13 protein-coding genes are annotated in these 15,487 nt (G+C 76.2%); 2 read left to right on the top strand and 11 right to left on the bottom strand.

Features of this window, described 5'->3' with window-relative positions:
- Positions 1-115: 115 nt before the first annotated feature.
- From ACFQ80_RS12510 to ACFQ80_RS12475, 8 genes are all read right to left on the bottom strand, one after another.
- Entirely contained in the window at positions 116-1,798 is a 1,683-nt protein-coding gene (locus tag ACFQ80_RS12510; protein WP_430563875.1) for an ABC transporter substrate-binding protein, read from the bottom strand.
- Positions 1,799-2,009: 211 nt separating this feature from the next.
- Entirely contained in the window at positions 2,010-2,729 is a 720-nt protein-coding gene (locus ACFQ80_RS12505; protein WP_430549651.1) for an ABC transporter ATP-binding protein, read from the bottom strand.
- Entirely contained in the window at positions 2,726-3,694 is a 969-nt protein-coding gene (locus tag ACFQ80_RS12500; protein WP_430563874.1) for an ABC transporter ATP-binding protein, read from the bottom strand. Before ACFQ80_RS12500 ends, ACFQ80_RS12505 begins: the two co-directional genes overlap by 4 nt.
- A gap of 87 nt (positions 3,695-3,781) precedes the next feature.
- On the bottom strand, positions 3,782-6,520 hold the full coding sequence (locus tag ACFQ80_RS12495) for an FtsX-like permease family protein (RefSeq protein WP_430563873.1): 2,739 nt from the start codon (positions 6,518-6,520) through the stop codon (positions 3,782-3,784).
- On the bottom strand, positions 6,520-9,492 hold the full coding sequence (locus ACFQ80_RS12490; protein WP_430563872.1) for an FtsX-like permease family protein: 2,973 nt from the start codon (positions 9,490-9,492) through the stop codon (positions 6,520-6,522). The genes ACFQ80_RS12495 and ACFQ80_RS12490 overlap by 1 nt, the downstream gene beginning before the upstream one ends.
- A 37-nt stretch (positions 9,493-9,529) precedes the next feature.
- Positions 9,530-9,745 carry a hypothetical protein gene (locus tag ACFQ80_RS12485; protein ID WP_430549647.1) on the bottom strand — a complete coding sequence of 72 codons (216 nt, stop codon included), beginning with the start codon at positions 9,743-9,745 and terminating at the stop codon, positions 9,530-9,532.
- A 10-nt stretch (positions 9,746-9,755) separates the two neighbouring features.
- Positions 9,756-10,565: a GNAT family N-acetyltransferase gene (locus ACFQ80_RS12480; RefSeq protein WP_430549646.1), complete on the bottom strand. Its 810-nt coding sequence runs from the start codon at positions 10,563-10,565 to the stop codon at positions 9,756-9,758.
- A gap of 144 nt (positions 10,566-10,709) precedes the next feature.
- On the bottom strand, positions 10,710-11,141 hold the full coding sequence (locus ACFQ80_RS12475; RefSeq protein WP_430549645.1) for a GNAT family N-acetyltransferase: 432 nt from the start codon (positions 11,139-11,141) through the stop codon (positions 10,710-10,712).
- Positions 11,142-11,250: 109 nt separating this feature from the next.
- Here ACFQ80_RS12475 and ACFQ80_RS12470 point away from each other — a divergent pair, with 109 nt between their 5' ends.
- The gene (locus tag ACFQ80_RS12470; RefSeq protein ID WP_430563871.1) at positions 11,251-11,949 is read left to right on the top strand and encodes a LysE family translocator; all 699 of its coding nucleotides are present in this window, start codon (positions 11,251-11,253) and stop codon (positions 11,947-11,949) included.
- A gap of 28 nt (positions 11,950-11,977) precedes the next feature.
- On the opposite strand, the gene ACFQ80_RS12465 is transcribed toward ACFQ80_RS12470, so the two are convergent.
- The 3 genes from ACFQ80_RS12465 to ACFQ80_RS12455 all read right to left on the bottom strand — a co-directional run bounded on the left by ACFQ80_RS12465 (position 11,978) and on the right by ACFQ80_RS12455 (position 13,735).
- Positions 11,978-12,745 carry a phosphatase PAP2 family protein gene (locus tag ACFQ80_RS12465; RefSeq protein ID WP_430563870.1) on the bottom strand — a complete coding sequence of 256 codons (768 nt, stop codon included), beginning with the start codon at positions 12,743-12,745 and terminating at the stop codon, positions 11,978-11,980.
- Between the two features lie 80 nt (positions 12,746-12,825).
- On the bottom strand, positions 12,826-13,281 hold the full coding sequence (locus tag ACFQ80_RS12460; RefSeq protein ID WP_430563869.1) for an SRPBCC family protein: 456 nt from the start codon (positions 13,279-13,281) through the stop codon (positions 12,826-12,828).
- A gap of 34 nt (positions 13,282-13,315) precedes the next feature.
- Positions 13,316-13,735, bottom strand: coding sequence for an oxidoreductase (locus ACFQ80_RS12455; protein WP_430563868.1), 420 nt, complete (start codon positions 13,733-13,735; stop codon positions 13,316-13,318).
- Between the two features lie 126 nt (positions 13,736-13,861).
- On the opposite strand from ACFQ80_RS12455, the gene ACFQ80_RS12450 reads away from it, so the two are divergent.
- A complete protein-coding gene (locus ACFQ80_RS12450) occupies positions 13,862-15,487 on the top strand; it encodes an alcohol dehydrogenase catalytic domain-containing protein (RefSeq protein WP_430563867.1) in 1,626 nt (541 codons plus the stop codon).

Genomic DNA, 15,487 nt, shown 5'->3' with positions numbered 1-15,487 from the left:
GCCCCCGTCCTTGTCGGGGGGGCGGGGGGGGGGTGGCCCCACCCCCGCCCCCACCTAAACGGGGGGGGCCGGCCGCCACCATCGCGCCCGCGGCCGCCCGGCACCGAATCGGGCGTCAGCCCTGCTTCGTGACCTGGTACAGGATCGGGTCGCTGTCCCAGCCGAAGACGACGTTCTCGACGTCCTCGCCGAAGCCGCCGGTGGCGTTCTGGTACCACAGCGGGATACCAGGCATGTCACCGAACAGGATGGTCTGCGCCTCCTGGTAGGCCTTGATCGCGGCCTCCGGGTCGGTCGCGCCGTTGCCCTCCTTGAGCTTCGCGTCGAACTCCTTGTTCGAGTAGCCCATGTCGTTCGAGCCCGCGCCCGTGCCGTAGATCGGCCCGAGGAAGTTGCTCAGCGCCGGGTAGTCGGCCTGCCAGCCGCCACGGAAGAGGCCCTTGATCTGCTCGTTGTCACGCGCGTCGAGGAACTCGTCGAAGGTGGCGTACGGGTCGAACTCGCACCCGATGCCGAGCGTGCTGCGGACGTTGTTGCAGACGGCGTCCACCCAGGTCTGGTGGTCGGAGTCGGCGTTCGAGGCGATCTGCAGCGTGAAGTCGGCGCCGACCGGGTCCTCGCTCTCGGCCTGGTCCCAGAGCTTCTTGGCCTCGTCGGGGTTGTACTCGAGCACCTCGTTGCCCTCGACCTTGTCGGACCAGCCGTCGATGACCGGCGACGTGAAGTCCTTCGCCGGGGTGCGGGTGCCGTTGTAGATCGTCTCGGTGATCTGGTCACGGTCGATCGCCATGGAGATGGCCTGGCGGCGCAGCAGGCCCGCGTCGCCCTCGAACTCCTTGACGTACTCCGGGACGTTGATGACCTGGATGACGGCCGCGGCCTGGTTGACCGCGCGGTCGCCCAGCTCGTCCTCGAACGTCGCGAACGACGACGACGGCACGTTCTTCACGATGTCGAGCTGACCGCCGAGGAGGTCGTTGTACGCCGTGTCCTCCTCGGTGTAGGCGACCAGGTCGGCGCCGTCGTTCTGCGCCTTGCGCTCGCCCTGGTAGTCGGGGTTCGGGCGCAGCTCGATGACCTCGTTGTGCACCCAGTTCTCGACCTGGTACGGGCCGTTGCCGATCGGCTTGTCGGCGAAGGCGTCCGGGTTGTCGAAGAACGCCTCCGGGAGCGGCATGAACGCGGAGTACCCCAGGCGGATCGGGAAGTCCGACTCGGGCTGGGCGAGCTTGACCGTGAACTCGGTGTCGCTGACGACCTTGAGGCCGCTCATCGTCTCCGAGGCGGGCTTCTCACCCTCCTTGGGGCTGCCGTCCTCGTTCAGCTGGTCCTCGGCGAAGTTCACGTCCGCGAAGCCCTCGATGGGCTCGAAGAAGTAGCTGAGGTTCTGGGCGTTGGGCCCGTACGCACCGTAGTTCCAGGCGTCGACGTAGCTCTGCGCCGTCACCTTCGAGCCGTCGGTGAACGTCCAGCCGTCCTTGATCGTGATGGTCCACGTCTGGTTGTCCTTGGAGTCGATGGACTCCGCCATGTCGTTCTGCGTCTGGCCGTCGGCGTCGTAGTAGACGAGGCCCGCGAAGACGTTCGAGATGGCCAGCGAGCCGTTGGTCTCGTTCGTCATCGTGGGGATGAGCGGGTTCTGCGGCTCGCCGTTCTGCACGGTGATGATCCCGGCGCCCGAGCCGCCGCCCGTGCCCTCCCCGGTGTCATCGCCCGAGCCGCCACCGCACGCGGACAGCAGCAGGGCCGAGGCGAGGGTGAAGGCCCCGATGCCTGCAAGTCGTCGTCGAGGTGTCACGTGTCCTCCTGAGTTGAGTCGCTCACCGGCGGGGATCACCCCTCGGTGAGGTGCAGGCGCGTGTGCCCGCGCACTGCACTGTGCGCGGGTGACTCTAGTCACCGTTCGGCGCCCGCACATACCCTTCGCCCCCTTTGCACCCGGAACCGTGACCAATCCGGTATCTGGGCGCAACCTCCGGGACACGACCGGCGGCCGGCCCCGGAAACCGTCATACCGTCGCCAACCGGCCCTCGCGGACCACGAGCACCCGGTCCGCCATGGCCACCAGCTCCGGGTCGTGGGTCGCCACGACGGCGGCCACCCCGCGCGAGTGCACCAGGTCGCGCAGCAGCGCCATGACGCGCGCGGCCGTCGTCGAGTCCAGCTGGCCCGTCGGCTCGTCGGCGAGCAGCACCCGCGGTCGGGCGACCAGCGCCCGCGCCACGCCGACCCGCTGCTGCTGCCCGCCCGAGAGCTCGTACGGACGCTGCTCGGCGTGGTCCGCGAGGCCGACCGCCTCGAGCGCCTCGGCGACCCGCGTCGCCCGTTCGGCGGCGTCGACCCGCGCCAGACGCAGGGGGACCTCCACGTTCTCCGCGGCCGACAGCACCGGGATCAGCCCGAACGACTGGAACACGAAGCCGATCTCGGTGCGGCGCACCGCGTGCAGCTCGTCCTCGCCCAGGCCGCCCAGCTCACGCTCCACGGCACCCGGGCCCTGCGCCGCGGGGTCGGCGCCGAGGTGCACCGTGCCCGTCGTCGGCCGGTCGAGCCCGCCCAGCAGGTGCAGCAGCGTGGACTTGCCCGAGCCGGACGGCCCCACCACCACCACGAGCTCGCCGGCCCCCACCTCGACGGACACGTCCTCCAGCGCCCGCACCTCGCCCGCGCCGCTGCCGTAGACGCGCGAGACACCCTCCGCGCGCAGCACGGTCGTCGTGACGCTCATCGCCCCTCCTCCGACCGTCCGTGCCGTTGGTGCCGTTGCTGCCGGTCGTGCCGTCCGGCCGGCCGGACCTCCACATGGTCGGTCTCCAGGGCGAGGCGCACCCTGTCCCGCAGGTCCAGGGCGCTGACGAAGTCCTGCGGCAGCTGCAGGCGCCCGACGCGGTCCAGCACGGCGAACTCCTCCGCGACGTGCCGCTGCGCGCCGTCCTCGTCCACCTCCGTGCGGCGCAGCACCTCAGTGGACGTGCGCCCGTCGCGGATCTGCACCGTCCGCGCGACGTGCTCGGAGACGGTCGGGTCGTGCGTGACGATCAGCGTGGTGACGCCGGTGGCGGCGTTCACCCCGCGCAGCGCCTCGAGCACCTCGACGCTCGTCGCCTCGTCCAGCTCCCCGGTCGGCTCGTCCGCCAGCAGCACGCGCGGCGCGCCCGCCACCGCGACGGCGATCGCGACCCGCTGCTGCTGCCCGCCCGACATCTGGCCCGGCAGCCGGTCGGCCACGTGCCCGACGTCGAGCAGCTCGAGCAGCTCGGCCACGCGCGCCGCCCGCGCGGCCCGGGAGCCGGTGCGGGCGATCTCGAGCGGCACCCGGACGTTCTCGGCCGCCGTGAGGTACGGCAGCAGGTTCCGTCCGGTCTGCTGCCAGACGAACCCGACGGTGGAGCGCTGGTAGCGCACGCGGTCGCGCCGTGTCATCGCCAGCAGGTCCGTGCCCGCGACCACCGCGGAGCCCGCCGTCGGCAGGTCCATGCCCGACAGGATGTTGAGCAGCGTCGACTTGCCCGAGCCCGACGCCCCGACCAGGGCCACCAGGCCCCCGCGGTCGACGGCGAGGTCCAGCCCCTGCAGCGCCTGCACCTCGATGCCGTCCGTGGCGAAGATGCGCACCAGCCCGCGGCAGCGGATCTCGTCGGGCTCGGGACGGGCGGCCTCGGCCCGCGGCCACCTGGCCTCCTCCTGCGTCACCACCATCTCGTCACCACCATCCCGTCACAGCCCTGTCGTCACCGTCGTCACCGTCGTCACCGTCGACGCACATCCCGCCGTCCTCCCTCATTCCGCCGCCTCCCGCAACCGCTCCGGCGTCGCGCCGCGGCGCCCCGCGACCGTCGCGAGCACGGCTCCGACCACCACCGTGGCCACGAAGCCGACCACTCCCCCCACCGCGAGCACCGGGTCGACCGTGAGCGCGGGCTGCGGCCCGCCCCCGGTGAGCGCCGTGAGGTCCACGCGGGCGCGCAGCAGGGCGGGCACCACGACGCCGACCAGCGCCCCCACGACGAGCGCGCCCAGGGCCCACGGCGCCACCTCCCACGCGACGAGCCCGCGCGACTCCGAGCGCCGCACCCCCATCGAGCGCAGCACCGCGAGCAGGCGCTCCCGGTCGGGGGCGGCCAGCACCAGCGTGAGGGCCACGGTGAGCGCGACCAGCACCCCTGCCAGGGCGACGGAGACCCGCGCGCCGGTCGCGATCCCCCGGGCGGCCGGCGACTCCAGCAGCTCCGCGGCGACCGTCGTGCGGTCGTCGACGGCGGCCCCCGGGACCGCGTCGCGCAGCGCCGCGGCGACCCGTGCCGGTTCCGCACCGTCGTCGAGCGCCACCAGGGCCGTGCGCGGCTCGGTCGCGTAGTCGAGCGGGCCGGCGAGGACGCCCGCGTCGAGCACGAGGGTCGACGGCGCGTCGATCACGCCGGGCACCTGGTCCGACGCACCCGCCACCACGACGTCGGCGCTCTCGTCCTGCAGGTCGAGGACGAGTCCCGTGGTGCCGGCCGCGACGTCCGGCACCCGCAGCGCGAGGACCGGCAGGGCGCCGTCGGCGGTGGGCTGGACCAGCTCCGCGACGGCCGGCGAGGCGTCCGGCACCCCGGCCTGCACCGCGGCGAGGTCCGCCGCGTCCACGGCGACCACCTGCACCGAGCGGGTCTTCCCGTCGGGCGACCTCAGGTGGGCGGTCTCGGGCACGCGCGCCGCCGTCGCCACCGCCGCGACGCCGTCGACCCCCCGCAGCGTCGCCACGTCCTCCTCGCCCAGCGCGGGTCCCGAGACCCGCAGGTCCGCCCCGAGCTCGACGTGCGCCTGGCGCGCCACGCCGGCGTCCACGGTCGACAGCAGCACGGCCGACGACGCCCCCACGGAGACCGCGAGCACCAGCGCGAGCGCGGGCACGACACCGCCGGCCGGGGCACGGGTGGCGCGTGCCGCCCCCAGGAACGGCACGAGGTCGCGCCGCCGGGACAGGAGCCGCTCGAGGCCGCGCGCCAGCAGCGGGATCACGCGCACGGCGACCAGGGCGGCCGCGGCCGCCACGAGCAGCGGGGTCGCCGCCACCAGCGGGTCGACGCCGCCGTCGCCCGCACCCCCGACGACACCGCGGCGAGCAAGGAGCACCGCCGCGAGCGCCGCCACGCCGATCACCGCGAGCTCCGCGGTCCGGCGCCAGGGTCCGCCCGTGCCCGCGGCGAGGTCGCGCCGCTCGGCGCGCAGCGTGCGCGGCACCGTCACGGCGGCGGCCGCCACGGCCGGCGCCAGCGCCGCCGCGGCGGCCCACAGCAGCTGGGTCCCGGTCACGGCCCCCGGCCGGACCAGGAGGCCGAGCAGCACGCCGACGACCGCGGCCGGCAGGCTGACGGCGAGGCCCTCGGTCGCCGTGAGCAGCCGCAGCCGGGTGCCGGTCGCGCCGCGTGCGAGCAGCACCGCGAGCGCCGACCGGCGTCGCTCGACGACGAGCCGCGCCGCCAGCACCACGACCGCGCCGAGCGCCCCGAGCGGGCCCACGACCAGCACGGCGAGAAGGGCGTCGGTCGTCACGCGCTCGCTCATCAGCTCGTCGAGCACGTCGGAGAGGGCGGTGCGCGCCTGGAGCGTCACCGGGTCGTCCGGGAGCACCTCGAGCGTCTCGTGGGTGAGCCCGCGCACCTGGGCCGCCAGCGCGGCGACGTCGTCCGACCTGATGCCCTCGACGGCGACGGGGTACCAGAGCTCGGTCTGCACCTCCCGGAAGGCGAGGGAGCCGATCATCGCCGGGTCGACGTACACGGCGGCCGTCGCGATGGTGGCCCCGTTCGGCGTGACGCTCAGCTGGGCGTCACGCCCGAACGGCTGGTGGTACCAGGTACTCGCGTCGGGGTCCACGGGCTCGGTGAGCCCGACGACGCGCAGCGACGGGAACTTCCACACGTCGACGGCGTAGGTGCCGCCGAGCTCCCATCCGAGGGTCCGGGCGGCCGGGTGTGACAGGACCACCTGCACGGGCTCGTCGCCCTCGGGGCCGTTGAACGTGGTGCGCACCGGCGTCGCGACGGGCCACTCGCCCTCGACCAGCCGCAGGTCCTCCGACATCCGCGCCGACGCCCGCATGACGACCTGCGGGACCTCGATCCCCGAGCCGGGCACCTGCTCGGTCCGCGTCTCCCGCGAGGAGACCGTGAACGACGGCTCGCCGAGCACGTCGCGCAGCGGCTGCGGCAGGCCGTCCCGCAGCCGGACCATGCCCGCGAGGAAATCGTCCCACGTGGGCTCCGGCGGGACGGCCGGCGCGGTCTCGGGCTCGGTCATCACCATGTCGGCGGCGGACACGCCCCCGCCGGGCACCACCGACGCCCGGGAGCTGACGTCCCGGCGCTGGGGCGAGAGCTGCTCGGTGGCGTAGGTGACCTGCTCCGAGCGCATCTCGGCGATCGCACGGGTGGCGGCGGTGGCGGCGCCGGCCGCGAGGACGGTCACCAGGGCGAGGACGAGCGCCGTCCCCCACGCCGAGCGCAGGTGGCGGCGCAGCAGCAGCCACAGCATCAGCGCACCTCCTCCCGGTAGCCGCCGTCGCGCGCCTGGGCGGTGACCGCGGCCCGCACGGTCAGCGCGACGGCGGCCAGGCCCGCGACCAGGAGGGCGCCGGGCACGAGCGCGGCCGTGGGCGCGAACGCGGTGTCCGGCGTCGGCACGACGGCGAACCCGGTGAGCGTGGCCGCGGCCAGGCCGGGCACGGTAGCGACCGCGAGCGCCCACCCGGCGAGGAGCCCCGCGGCCAGCGCGGCGGCCGCGACGACGGCGAGCTCCGTGGCGCGGCTCGCCCCCTGCGCCCGGGGCGGCAGGCCGACCGCGCGGAGCACCGCGACCTCGCCGCGCCGCTCCCGCACGCCGGCGACGCTCACCGCGCCCACGCCGACGAGGGCGAGCGCCACGGCCGCGAGCGCGGCGACCGCGAACGCCTGGCGCACCGGCCCCGCGGCGTCGGACCCCTCCGACCCGGTCGACGTCGTGACCTGGACCGGTGCCGTCCCGGCGGCGTCCCGGGCGGCCGCCGCCAGCCGGTCGACGTCGGCGCCGGGTGCCGCACGGATCCACGCCTCGGCGGCCTCGGGGACCACCGTGGCGAGGCGCAGGGACGCGGCCTGGAGGTCGGCGAGACCCACCATCGCCGCACCCTGGTGCAGGGAGCCCGGCACGACGTCCACGACGTCGACCACCCGCACGGACAGCCGCCCGCCCTCGCCCAGCGGGACCTCCGTCGTGTCCCCCGCGGTGAGGTCGAGCAGGCCGGCCAGGTCCTGGGACAGGACGGCGGGGGCCGGCTCGCTCCCCGAGCCCGCCACCATGGCGCGGAACGGCGAGGGCGTCGCCTCGTGGTCGGCCTGGGCCGCGAAGCTCAGGCCCGTGCCCGGTCGGGCGCCGAAGGCGACGTTCGCCGCCGGGTCGTCGCGGGCGGGCGCCCAGTCGGCGCCGGCGACGTCGACCTCCGTCGTCGCGCCCTCGTCGGTGCTGGCGTCCAGCCCGTCCACGGAGAGCCGCAGCGTGGTGAGCGCGCTCGGCGAGCCCGGCAGCCGGGTGTCGAGCGCGACGACGGTCCACGTCCCCGGCGCGCCGTCGGCGGCGGCAGGGGCCGGCGGCACGTCGGCCCGGAGCTCGACCGTGCTCTCGGCGGGGCCGATCGGGCGGGTGTCGGCCCGCCCGCCGCCGGGGTCGCCGTCGAGGTCCACGTCCAGCTCCTCGACGTCGACGCCGACGACCTGTCCGTCCGCGTCGGCGAGCCAGAGCCGGAGGGTGATCGTCGAGTCCTCGAGCACGAGGAGCCGCCCCCGCTCGGACGGCGCCGACGCGGTCGCCTCCTCGAGGGACGCCCAGGTGGCCGGCTCGCCGCCCGCCGCGCCCGTGGCCGCCTCTGCCGTGGCCGCGTCGTCCACGACGTAGTACTGCCCGGTGACGTGCAGCACCAGCCCGGTGGTGCCGGCCGGGAGCTCCGGGTTGTCCGCGTAGGGGCCCGGACCCTCCAGCGCCGCCGCGATCTCGTCGATGCCGCTCTGCCCGTGCGGCCCGCGTGCCACCGACGCGACCCGGTCGGGCGGGACGGCCGTGGTGGACAGGGGGACGCCGTCCACGACCGTCTCGGACACCCGCACGGGGGCGGCGTCCGTCGCGCCCGGCAGCGCCGCGTACGTCGCGGCGGGCCCGGGCGTCCCCTCCGTCGCGACGACGCGCACGTCGCTGCCCGCGGCGACGCCGGCGGCCGCCTCCCGCAGGTGCTGACCGGTCCCGGCGTACGCGGACGCGAGCACCACGCTCCCCGCGGCCACCACCACCAGGACGACGGGCACCGCCGTGACCGCGAGCCGCCGCGCCACCTGCCGCGCCGCGAGCACCCGGGTGCCCGGGCGGCGCGCGGTGAACGCCGCCCAGGCCCCCGACAGCGGACCGAGCAGCGCCACCGCCACGACGGCCGCAGCCGCGAGCACGAGCGCGGGCGCCGCGGCGGCGGCGGGGTCGGTCTGGCCGCCGTCGGGCGTGGGGACCAGGGGCGAGCCGTACCGCCGCAGCAGCCACGTGGTGAGCCCGGCGGCCACGACGACCAGCACGACGCTCCCCCACGTGGCGGCCCGTCGCGTGCGACCCGACCGGTCGGTCACCCGCAGCGCCGCGGCGGCACGGGCCTGCAGGCCGCCGACCGTCACCAGGAGGAGCAGCGCCCCCGCCGCCGTCGCCAGGGCCGCGGGCGCCAGCGTCCCCGCGAGGGACCCGCCGGGCGTGCCCTGGGCCGCCAGCACGGCCGCCGCCGCTCCGGCACCCGCGGCCGCCCCACCCACGACGACGAGCGCCGCCTCGGCCGCTGCCGCGGCCGTCAGCTGGGCCGCCGACGCCCCGCGCGAGACCAGGAGGTGCACCTCCGCCGCCCGCGTGCCCGCGAGCAGGCGCGCCACCTGCGCGACGGCGACCGTGCCGGCGAGCGCGAGCACGAGCATCGGGACGAGGGCCACGGCCGACGCCGCGGCGGCAGCGACCGACGCGGCGGCCGCCCGCTCCCCCAGGTCCCCGGTCACCGTCGCGCCGCGCACGGCGACGGCGTCGTCGCCGAGGACCGTGTCGAGGAGCGCCTCGGACCCGGCGGCGAGGACCGCGAGGTCGGCGGTGGCGGTGGCGGCCACGTCCGGCGTGAGCGTCCAGCGCACGAACGGGTCGTCGGAGTCGTCGTCGGGCACCTCCTCGCGGACCAGGTCGTACGGCGCGGGCGCGAAGAGCGCGTCGACGTCGCCGCGCAGCGCCGCGTCCTGCGCCGCCGCGGCGGCCTCCGGGGCGAGGCGGGTGGTCACCTGCACCTCCGCCGGGACGCCGCCCCGGGTCAGCCCGTCGTGGACGACGTCCACCTCGGCGGCGCGGACCGCTCCGACGGCGGTGCCGAGCGCCGCCGCGACGGTGGCGACCAGCAGCGCGACGAGGACCAGCAGCCCGCGTCGCGCGCCCGTGCGGCGCACCAGCAGCCGGGCGCGGCTCACCGACCCGCCCCCACGGCGTCCGGTACGCGGGACGCGGTCACGGGCGGTGCCCGCGCTTCTCGTTGCCGCGCCGGTAGTTGCCCGTCGCGCGGGCCAGCAGCTCCTGGTCGGTCTCGGGGTCGCGGCCGAGCAGCGCGGCCAGGCGGGCGGCGCGCGCCCCCGCGACCGTGACGACCGGGCGGCCGCCGCGGCTCACCAGGACTTTGCCGTCCTTGGTGACCCGGTGGTCGAACGGGTCGTCCTCGAGGCCCACGGGGTCCCCCTCAGCGACGCCACTCGTAGGGCGTGGTGGTGGACACCTTGACCAGGCCGGAGCGCTCCAGGATGGGCCGGGAGAACTCTGTCGAGTCGCTGTGCAGGTACGTCTTGCCGCGCTCGACGGCGGACCGGGCGCGCGCCGCGGTCAGCGCGCGGTAGATGCCGCGGCCCCGCCACTCGGGTCGGGTCGAGCCGCCCCACAGGCCGGCGAACGCGGTCCCGGGCACCGGCTCGAGGCGGCCGGCGCTGATCACCCGCCCGTCCGCCTCGGCCACCCACAGCTCCATCTCGGGGTCGCGCTCCTGCCGCCGCAGGATCTGCTCGGCGTGCCCCGACGTGGCCGGGTCGTCGCCGAAGACCTCGTCCGCCATCGCGGACATCGCGCGCACGTCCGCCTCGGCGGTGACGCGGCGCAGGGAGACGCCGGCCGGCAGCGGGACGTCCGCGACGAGGAGCCGCGCGTCGCCGATCATGATCGACTCCGGTTCCTGGGGCACGAAGCCGTGGTCGACCAGCGCCTCGTGCAGGCCCGGTGCGACGTCGTGGCCGCGGGTCTTCCACTCGGCGTTCGTGACCGTGGCGTCGTCGCGGAAGTGGGCGAGGGCGGCGGCCACGAACCCGCGGACGGTCGCGGCGTCGGCGCCGCCCAGGTCGCGGTAGGTGACGAAGCCGCGGCCACCCGCGAACGTGACGAGGCGCAGCGGACCGAGGCGGGTCACGGCGACGGCGCTCGGCGTCTCGGCGTCGGTCCGCAGCTGGTCGTCGTAGGCGGCGAGGAGGCGCGCGACGTCGAGGTCGGCGGCTGGTGCGTTCACGGCGGACACCCTTCCAGAGCGCAGCACGGCGGGGCAACGGTTTTCATCGTGCCGTACCGACCGGTCACGCCGTTGCCGCGCCGGACCCGGGGTCGACGGCGCGACGGTTCGCCGTCGGAGCGCTGCCCGGCCGTCGCCCGGGCCTCACTCCGCGGCCAGGTCGTCCCAGACCACGAAGACGGACCCGTCGTCGATCTCCGCGCCCGCCCCGCGGTAGGCGGCGAGCGCCGCGTCGTTGTCCGCCTCGGTGCCGGTCCACATGGCCCGGCAGCCGCGGGCGAGGGCCGCGTCCCGCAACGCCGCGAGCAGCGCGGTCGCCACCCCCTGCCGGCGCCACGCCGCGTCGACGCCCAGCTCGTACAGGAACAGCTCCGCGTCCTTGTCAGGGTGCCGCATCTCCACCCCCGACACGAACCCGACGTCGCGCCCGTCGGCCGCGCGCGCTAGCAGCACGACGTGGCCGGGGCGCCGCAGCGTGTCCGTCGCGCCCGCGAGCGAGACCGGGCCGTCGAACAGGTGCGACGCCGCGACGAGCTCCGCGGGGTCGGTGACCTGGACGACCGTCCAACGCGTCATGCCCACCATCGTCGTGCCGCGCAGGGCCGGGGGCGAGCCGGGCCGGGCTCCACATTGCACCCACGTCGAAAGTGTCACGCGGCAACCATCGCGCCCTTCCCTACCCGCCATGACCCCGGGACCGACGCCGACGATGCAGGCCGCAGAAGCGGCGGGCACCCTGCTGCCGAGCGGATCCGCACTGCTCGGCTTCCTCGCCGCGTCCCTCGCGATGCTCGCCGTCCCCGGCCCGTCCGTCGTGTACGTCGTGGCGCGCACCACCGCCCACGGACGACGCGCCGGGCTGTGGTCGATGGCGGGCCTGGAGACCGGCGCAGCGCTGCACGTGGCGGCCACCGCGGCGGGGCTGGCGGCCCTGCTGGCGCGGTCGCCCGCGCTGTTCGACGCGGTGCGGTGGACCGGCGCCGCCTACCTGGTGTGGCTCGGGGTCCGCGAGCTGCGCGCGGCCCGGGCGCGCGCCACGTCCCCGGGAGACGACACCGGCGAGGACGCCGCACCGGCGTCGCCGCGCCGCTGGCGGCTCTTCGCGGACGGCGTCCTCGTGGACGTCCTCAACCCCAAGACCGCCCTGTTCTTCCTGGCCTTCCTCCCGCAGTTCGCCGACCCGGCGCGCGGCGCCGTCGCGCCGCAGCTGGCGCTCCTCGGAGGGCTCTTCGTCGGCCTCGCCGCCCTGGTGGACTCCACGTACGCCCTGCTCGCCGACCGGATGTCGTGGCGGCTGCGCGCGTCGGAGCGCGCCCAGCGCCGGCTGGGCCGCGCCGCCGGCGGGATCTACCTGGCGCTGGCCGGCGCCGCGGTCGTGGTCTGACCGTCGCGGGCGGACGCAGGAGCGGCGCTCAGAGGTGCCGGGGGACGACGGCGCGCCGGGGGCGCAGCCACCAGCCACGCCGGTCCGCCTCGACCAGCAGGCGCAGCAGCAGACCGCCGACGAGCAGCCCGCCCACCAGGTCGCTGATCCAGTGCCAGCCGAGGTAGTAGGACACGGCGACCGCGTTGAGCGCGACCAGCCCGACGCCGAGCCGCAGCGTCGTCATCGTGCGCGACGACACGGTCGTCCAGCGCCCGACGAGGTAGACGGCGGTGCCGTAGATCAGCACCGCCTCGGCGGTGTGGCCCGACGGGAAGCTGATGCCGCTCCAGCCGAGCTGACGCAGCCCGCCCTCGAACAGGTCGGCGTCGTCCGTCGTGGGCGCCGGCCGCGCGAGCACCACCTTGAGCAGCCCCACTCCCCCGTAGAACGCCAGCTCGGCCATGGCCGCGCACCACAGCGGACGCCACGTGCGGTGCCGCCACGAGAGGGTGACCGCGACGGCCAGCAGCACCGGCAGGCACACCGCCTGCCCGGCGATCGGGTCGAGCACGTGCTGGATGAAAGGCTGCAGCCCCGGCGTCAGCGCCCTGGCCCAGTACCCGTGCGCGTCCTCGTCGACCCCCCGGAACGGGCCGGCCGCCAGGAGCGTCACCACGACCAGCCCCGCGAGGAGGGCGGGAGCCGACGTCAGGCCGCCGAGCGGCTCCTCCGACCGCCGGTCGCGCACCGCCCGGGTACCGGCGCGCGAGGCGTCGAGGGCGCGCGCGGGCGCGGTGGGAGCCTGGGGCAACATCGCGCACAGGGTAAGCAGCCCGGCTGGACATCACCTGGTCGAGCGCGTGTGGTGTGCCGCACGCTCTCCGTCCGCCCTGGTCAGGCGCGTGGCGCGAGCGCCGACACGAGCCACGCGTTGCGGGTGCGCAGCAGGCGCGTCATGTACCGGGTGAGCACCAGCCGCTCCACCAGCCTCCCCAACGGCCCCGCCGGAGCGGCGAACTCCACCGTGTCCGTCATCCGGGTGCCACCGGGCGCCGCCTCGAACCGGTGCTCGTGCCACCAGCGGCGGAACGGCCCGGCCACCTGCTCGTCGACGAACCAGTGCGGCGCGTCGTGGGCGCTGATGCGCGACGTCATGCGGAACGGGACGCCGAAGTGGCGCGCGCGCCACGTCACCGTGTCGCCGGGTCCCATCACTCCCGACGTCACGCCCGCCACCGCCCGCTCCCCCGAGCGGCGCATCGACGCCGTGTGCGCGTCCACCGACAGGCTCGCCGCGAAGCACGCCTCCGGGGACGCCGGGATCTCGGTGGTCAGCACGATCGTCGGCACCCGGCGATCGTAGGCCCGCCGCAGCCGGGAGCGGTCACGCCCGCGGGAGGGGCAGTCCCGCCGGCACGTCGTCTCGGCTGCCTCCGTAGGCGCGCATCGCGACGGTCTGCCGCTCGAAGAAGTCGCCCAGCCTCGCGGCTGCGGGCGCCGCGACGCCGACGTCGTCCAGCGCCCGGCGGAACAGCCCGGGGCACACCTCGTCGAGCTCCGCGTGCTCCCCGTTGCCCGCGTGCATGCGCTGCACCGTCGACTCGTCCCCGTAGCCGCCGGTGTACAGGCGCGGACCGCCGAGCGTCTCGGCCAGGTACGCGGCGAGGCGCTCGTCGTGCTGCGGGTGCAGCGTGCCGTGCGAGAAGGGGTGCGCCGCCACGGGGTCGGCCAGGCACAGCGCGTTCCAGCGGCGGCACACCGCCAGCAGGACGTCGAAGCCCCCGACGTCGTCGTACAGGGTCATCGCCCCAGTATCCACGCCGCAGGACCGCCGCGACGTGTGAATCGCCATTCACAAGATCCGTGACTTCCGGCGGGCACGCTGCCACACTCGGGCACGACGACGGACGACGACGTGAGGGAGCCCCTGATGCCCGACCTGCCCGCACTGGCCGACCTGCCCGGCACGGTGGCGACGACAGCAGCGAGGGCGGCCCTCGTCCGCGAGGCCGGCGGGCCCGCGACGCTCGCGGACGTCGCGCTGGACGCTCCGGGCGACGGCGAGGTCCTGGTCCGCGTCCACGCGTCCGGCGTCTGCCCCACGGACCTCTTCGGCATGGCGGGCGGCGCCGGCGACCGGTTCCCCGCGGTCTTCGGGCACGAGGGCGCGGGGGTCGTCGAGTCCGTCGGGCCGGGCGTCGGGTCGCTCCGGCCGGGCGACCACGTCGTGCTCAGCTTCGACGCGTGCGGACGGTGCCCGACCTGTGTCGACGGCCACCCCGCCTACTGCGACGACTTCGCCGACCTCAACTACCGCTCGCGGTCGCGCGCCCGGGCCGACGGCGCCGCGGCGACGACCGGGTGGATGGCCCAGTCCTCCTGGGCGACGCACGCGCTGGCGCGCGCCAGCAACGCGGTGCGCATCGACGACGACGTGCCCTGGGCGGTCGCGGCCCCGCTCGGCTGCGGGATCCTCACCGGAGCCGGGACGGTCCTGCGCGTGCTGGCCCCCGGCCCGGACGACACGCTCCTCGTCGTCGGCGCCGGCACGACCGGGCTCGCCGGCGTCATGGCGGCGCGGCACCGCGGCGCGGGGCGCGTCGTGGTCAGCGACCCCGACCCCGACCGGCGCGCCCTGGCGCTCGAGCTCGGCGCGAGCGACGCCTTCGCCCCGGAGGTCGTGCCGGCCCGCAGGCTCGCGGCCACGCACGTGCTCGACACGGTCGGGCGGCAGGAGACGACCGACCTCGCGCTCGCCGCCCTCGCCCCGCGCGGGGTGTGCGCCACCGTGGCGCTGCACGCCGGGCCGAACCGGGTCACGGTGTCGCAGACGCAGGTGCTGTGGGGGCGCACGCTCACCGGCGTCATCGAGGGAGACGCGGTCGTGGCCCGGGACGTCCCGCTGCTCGTCGCGCTGTGGCGCGCCGGGCGCCTGCCGGTCGAGCGGCTCGTGCGTGGCTACCCGTTCGACCGGGTCGGGTCGGCGATCGACGACCTCCGCGCGGGTCGCACGATCAAGCCGGTGCTGCTGATGGACGACGACGCGGCGACCTTCCCCGCACCGGTCGCACCGGCCGTCCCGGTCACCCTGGTGGACCTGCTCCGGGACGGGCGGGTCCCGGCGGCCGACCTCCCCGCGCTGTGGCGCTCGCTGCCGCCCGTGCGGACCCACGAGCTGCGCGGGCTGTGGCACGGCTTCGGGGTGAGCACGGAGCACCGCACCCAGCGCCTGCTGACCCGCACCGGCTGGTACGGGAAGCTCTTCCGCGCCGACGACGACGTGTCCCCCCTCGTCTGCGAGACGCCGGACGGCTCCCTCGTCGCCGACGCGCACCTCGCCCGCGGCGGCGCCACGCTGCGCACGGTGGAGCACGACGGCGTCGTCACGGCGTCGATGGTCTACGACGGGCAGCCCGTGATCGACCACTTCACCCGCCTGTCGGACGACGCCGTCCTCGGCGTGATGACGGGACGCGACGCCGCCGACGACGGCGCGCTCTACTACTTCGTCCTCGAGCGGGCCGCGGACCGGCAGGTCGCCGTCGGCGACGGCTGA

Origin of the sequence: Isoptericola sp. NPDC056578, assembly GCF_042793275.1 — a bacterium.
Taxonomy (GTDB): Bacteria; Actinomycetota; Actinomycetes; order Actinomycetales; family Cellulomonadaceae; genus Isoptericola.
Note: the sequence above shows the minus strand (reverse complement) of the source record. Positions and strands in the feature narration are given on the sequence as shown.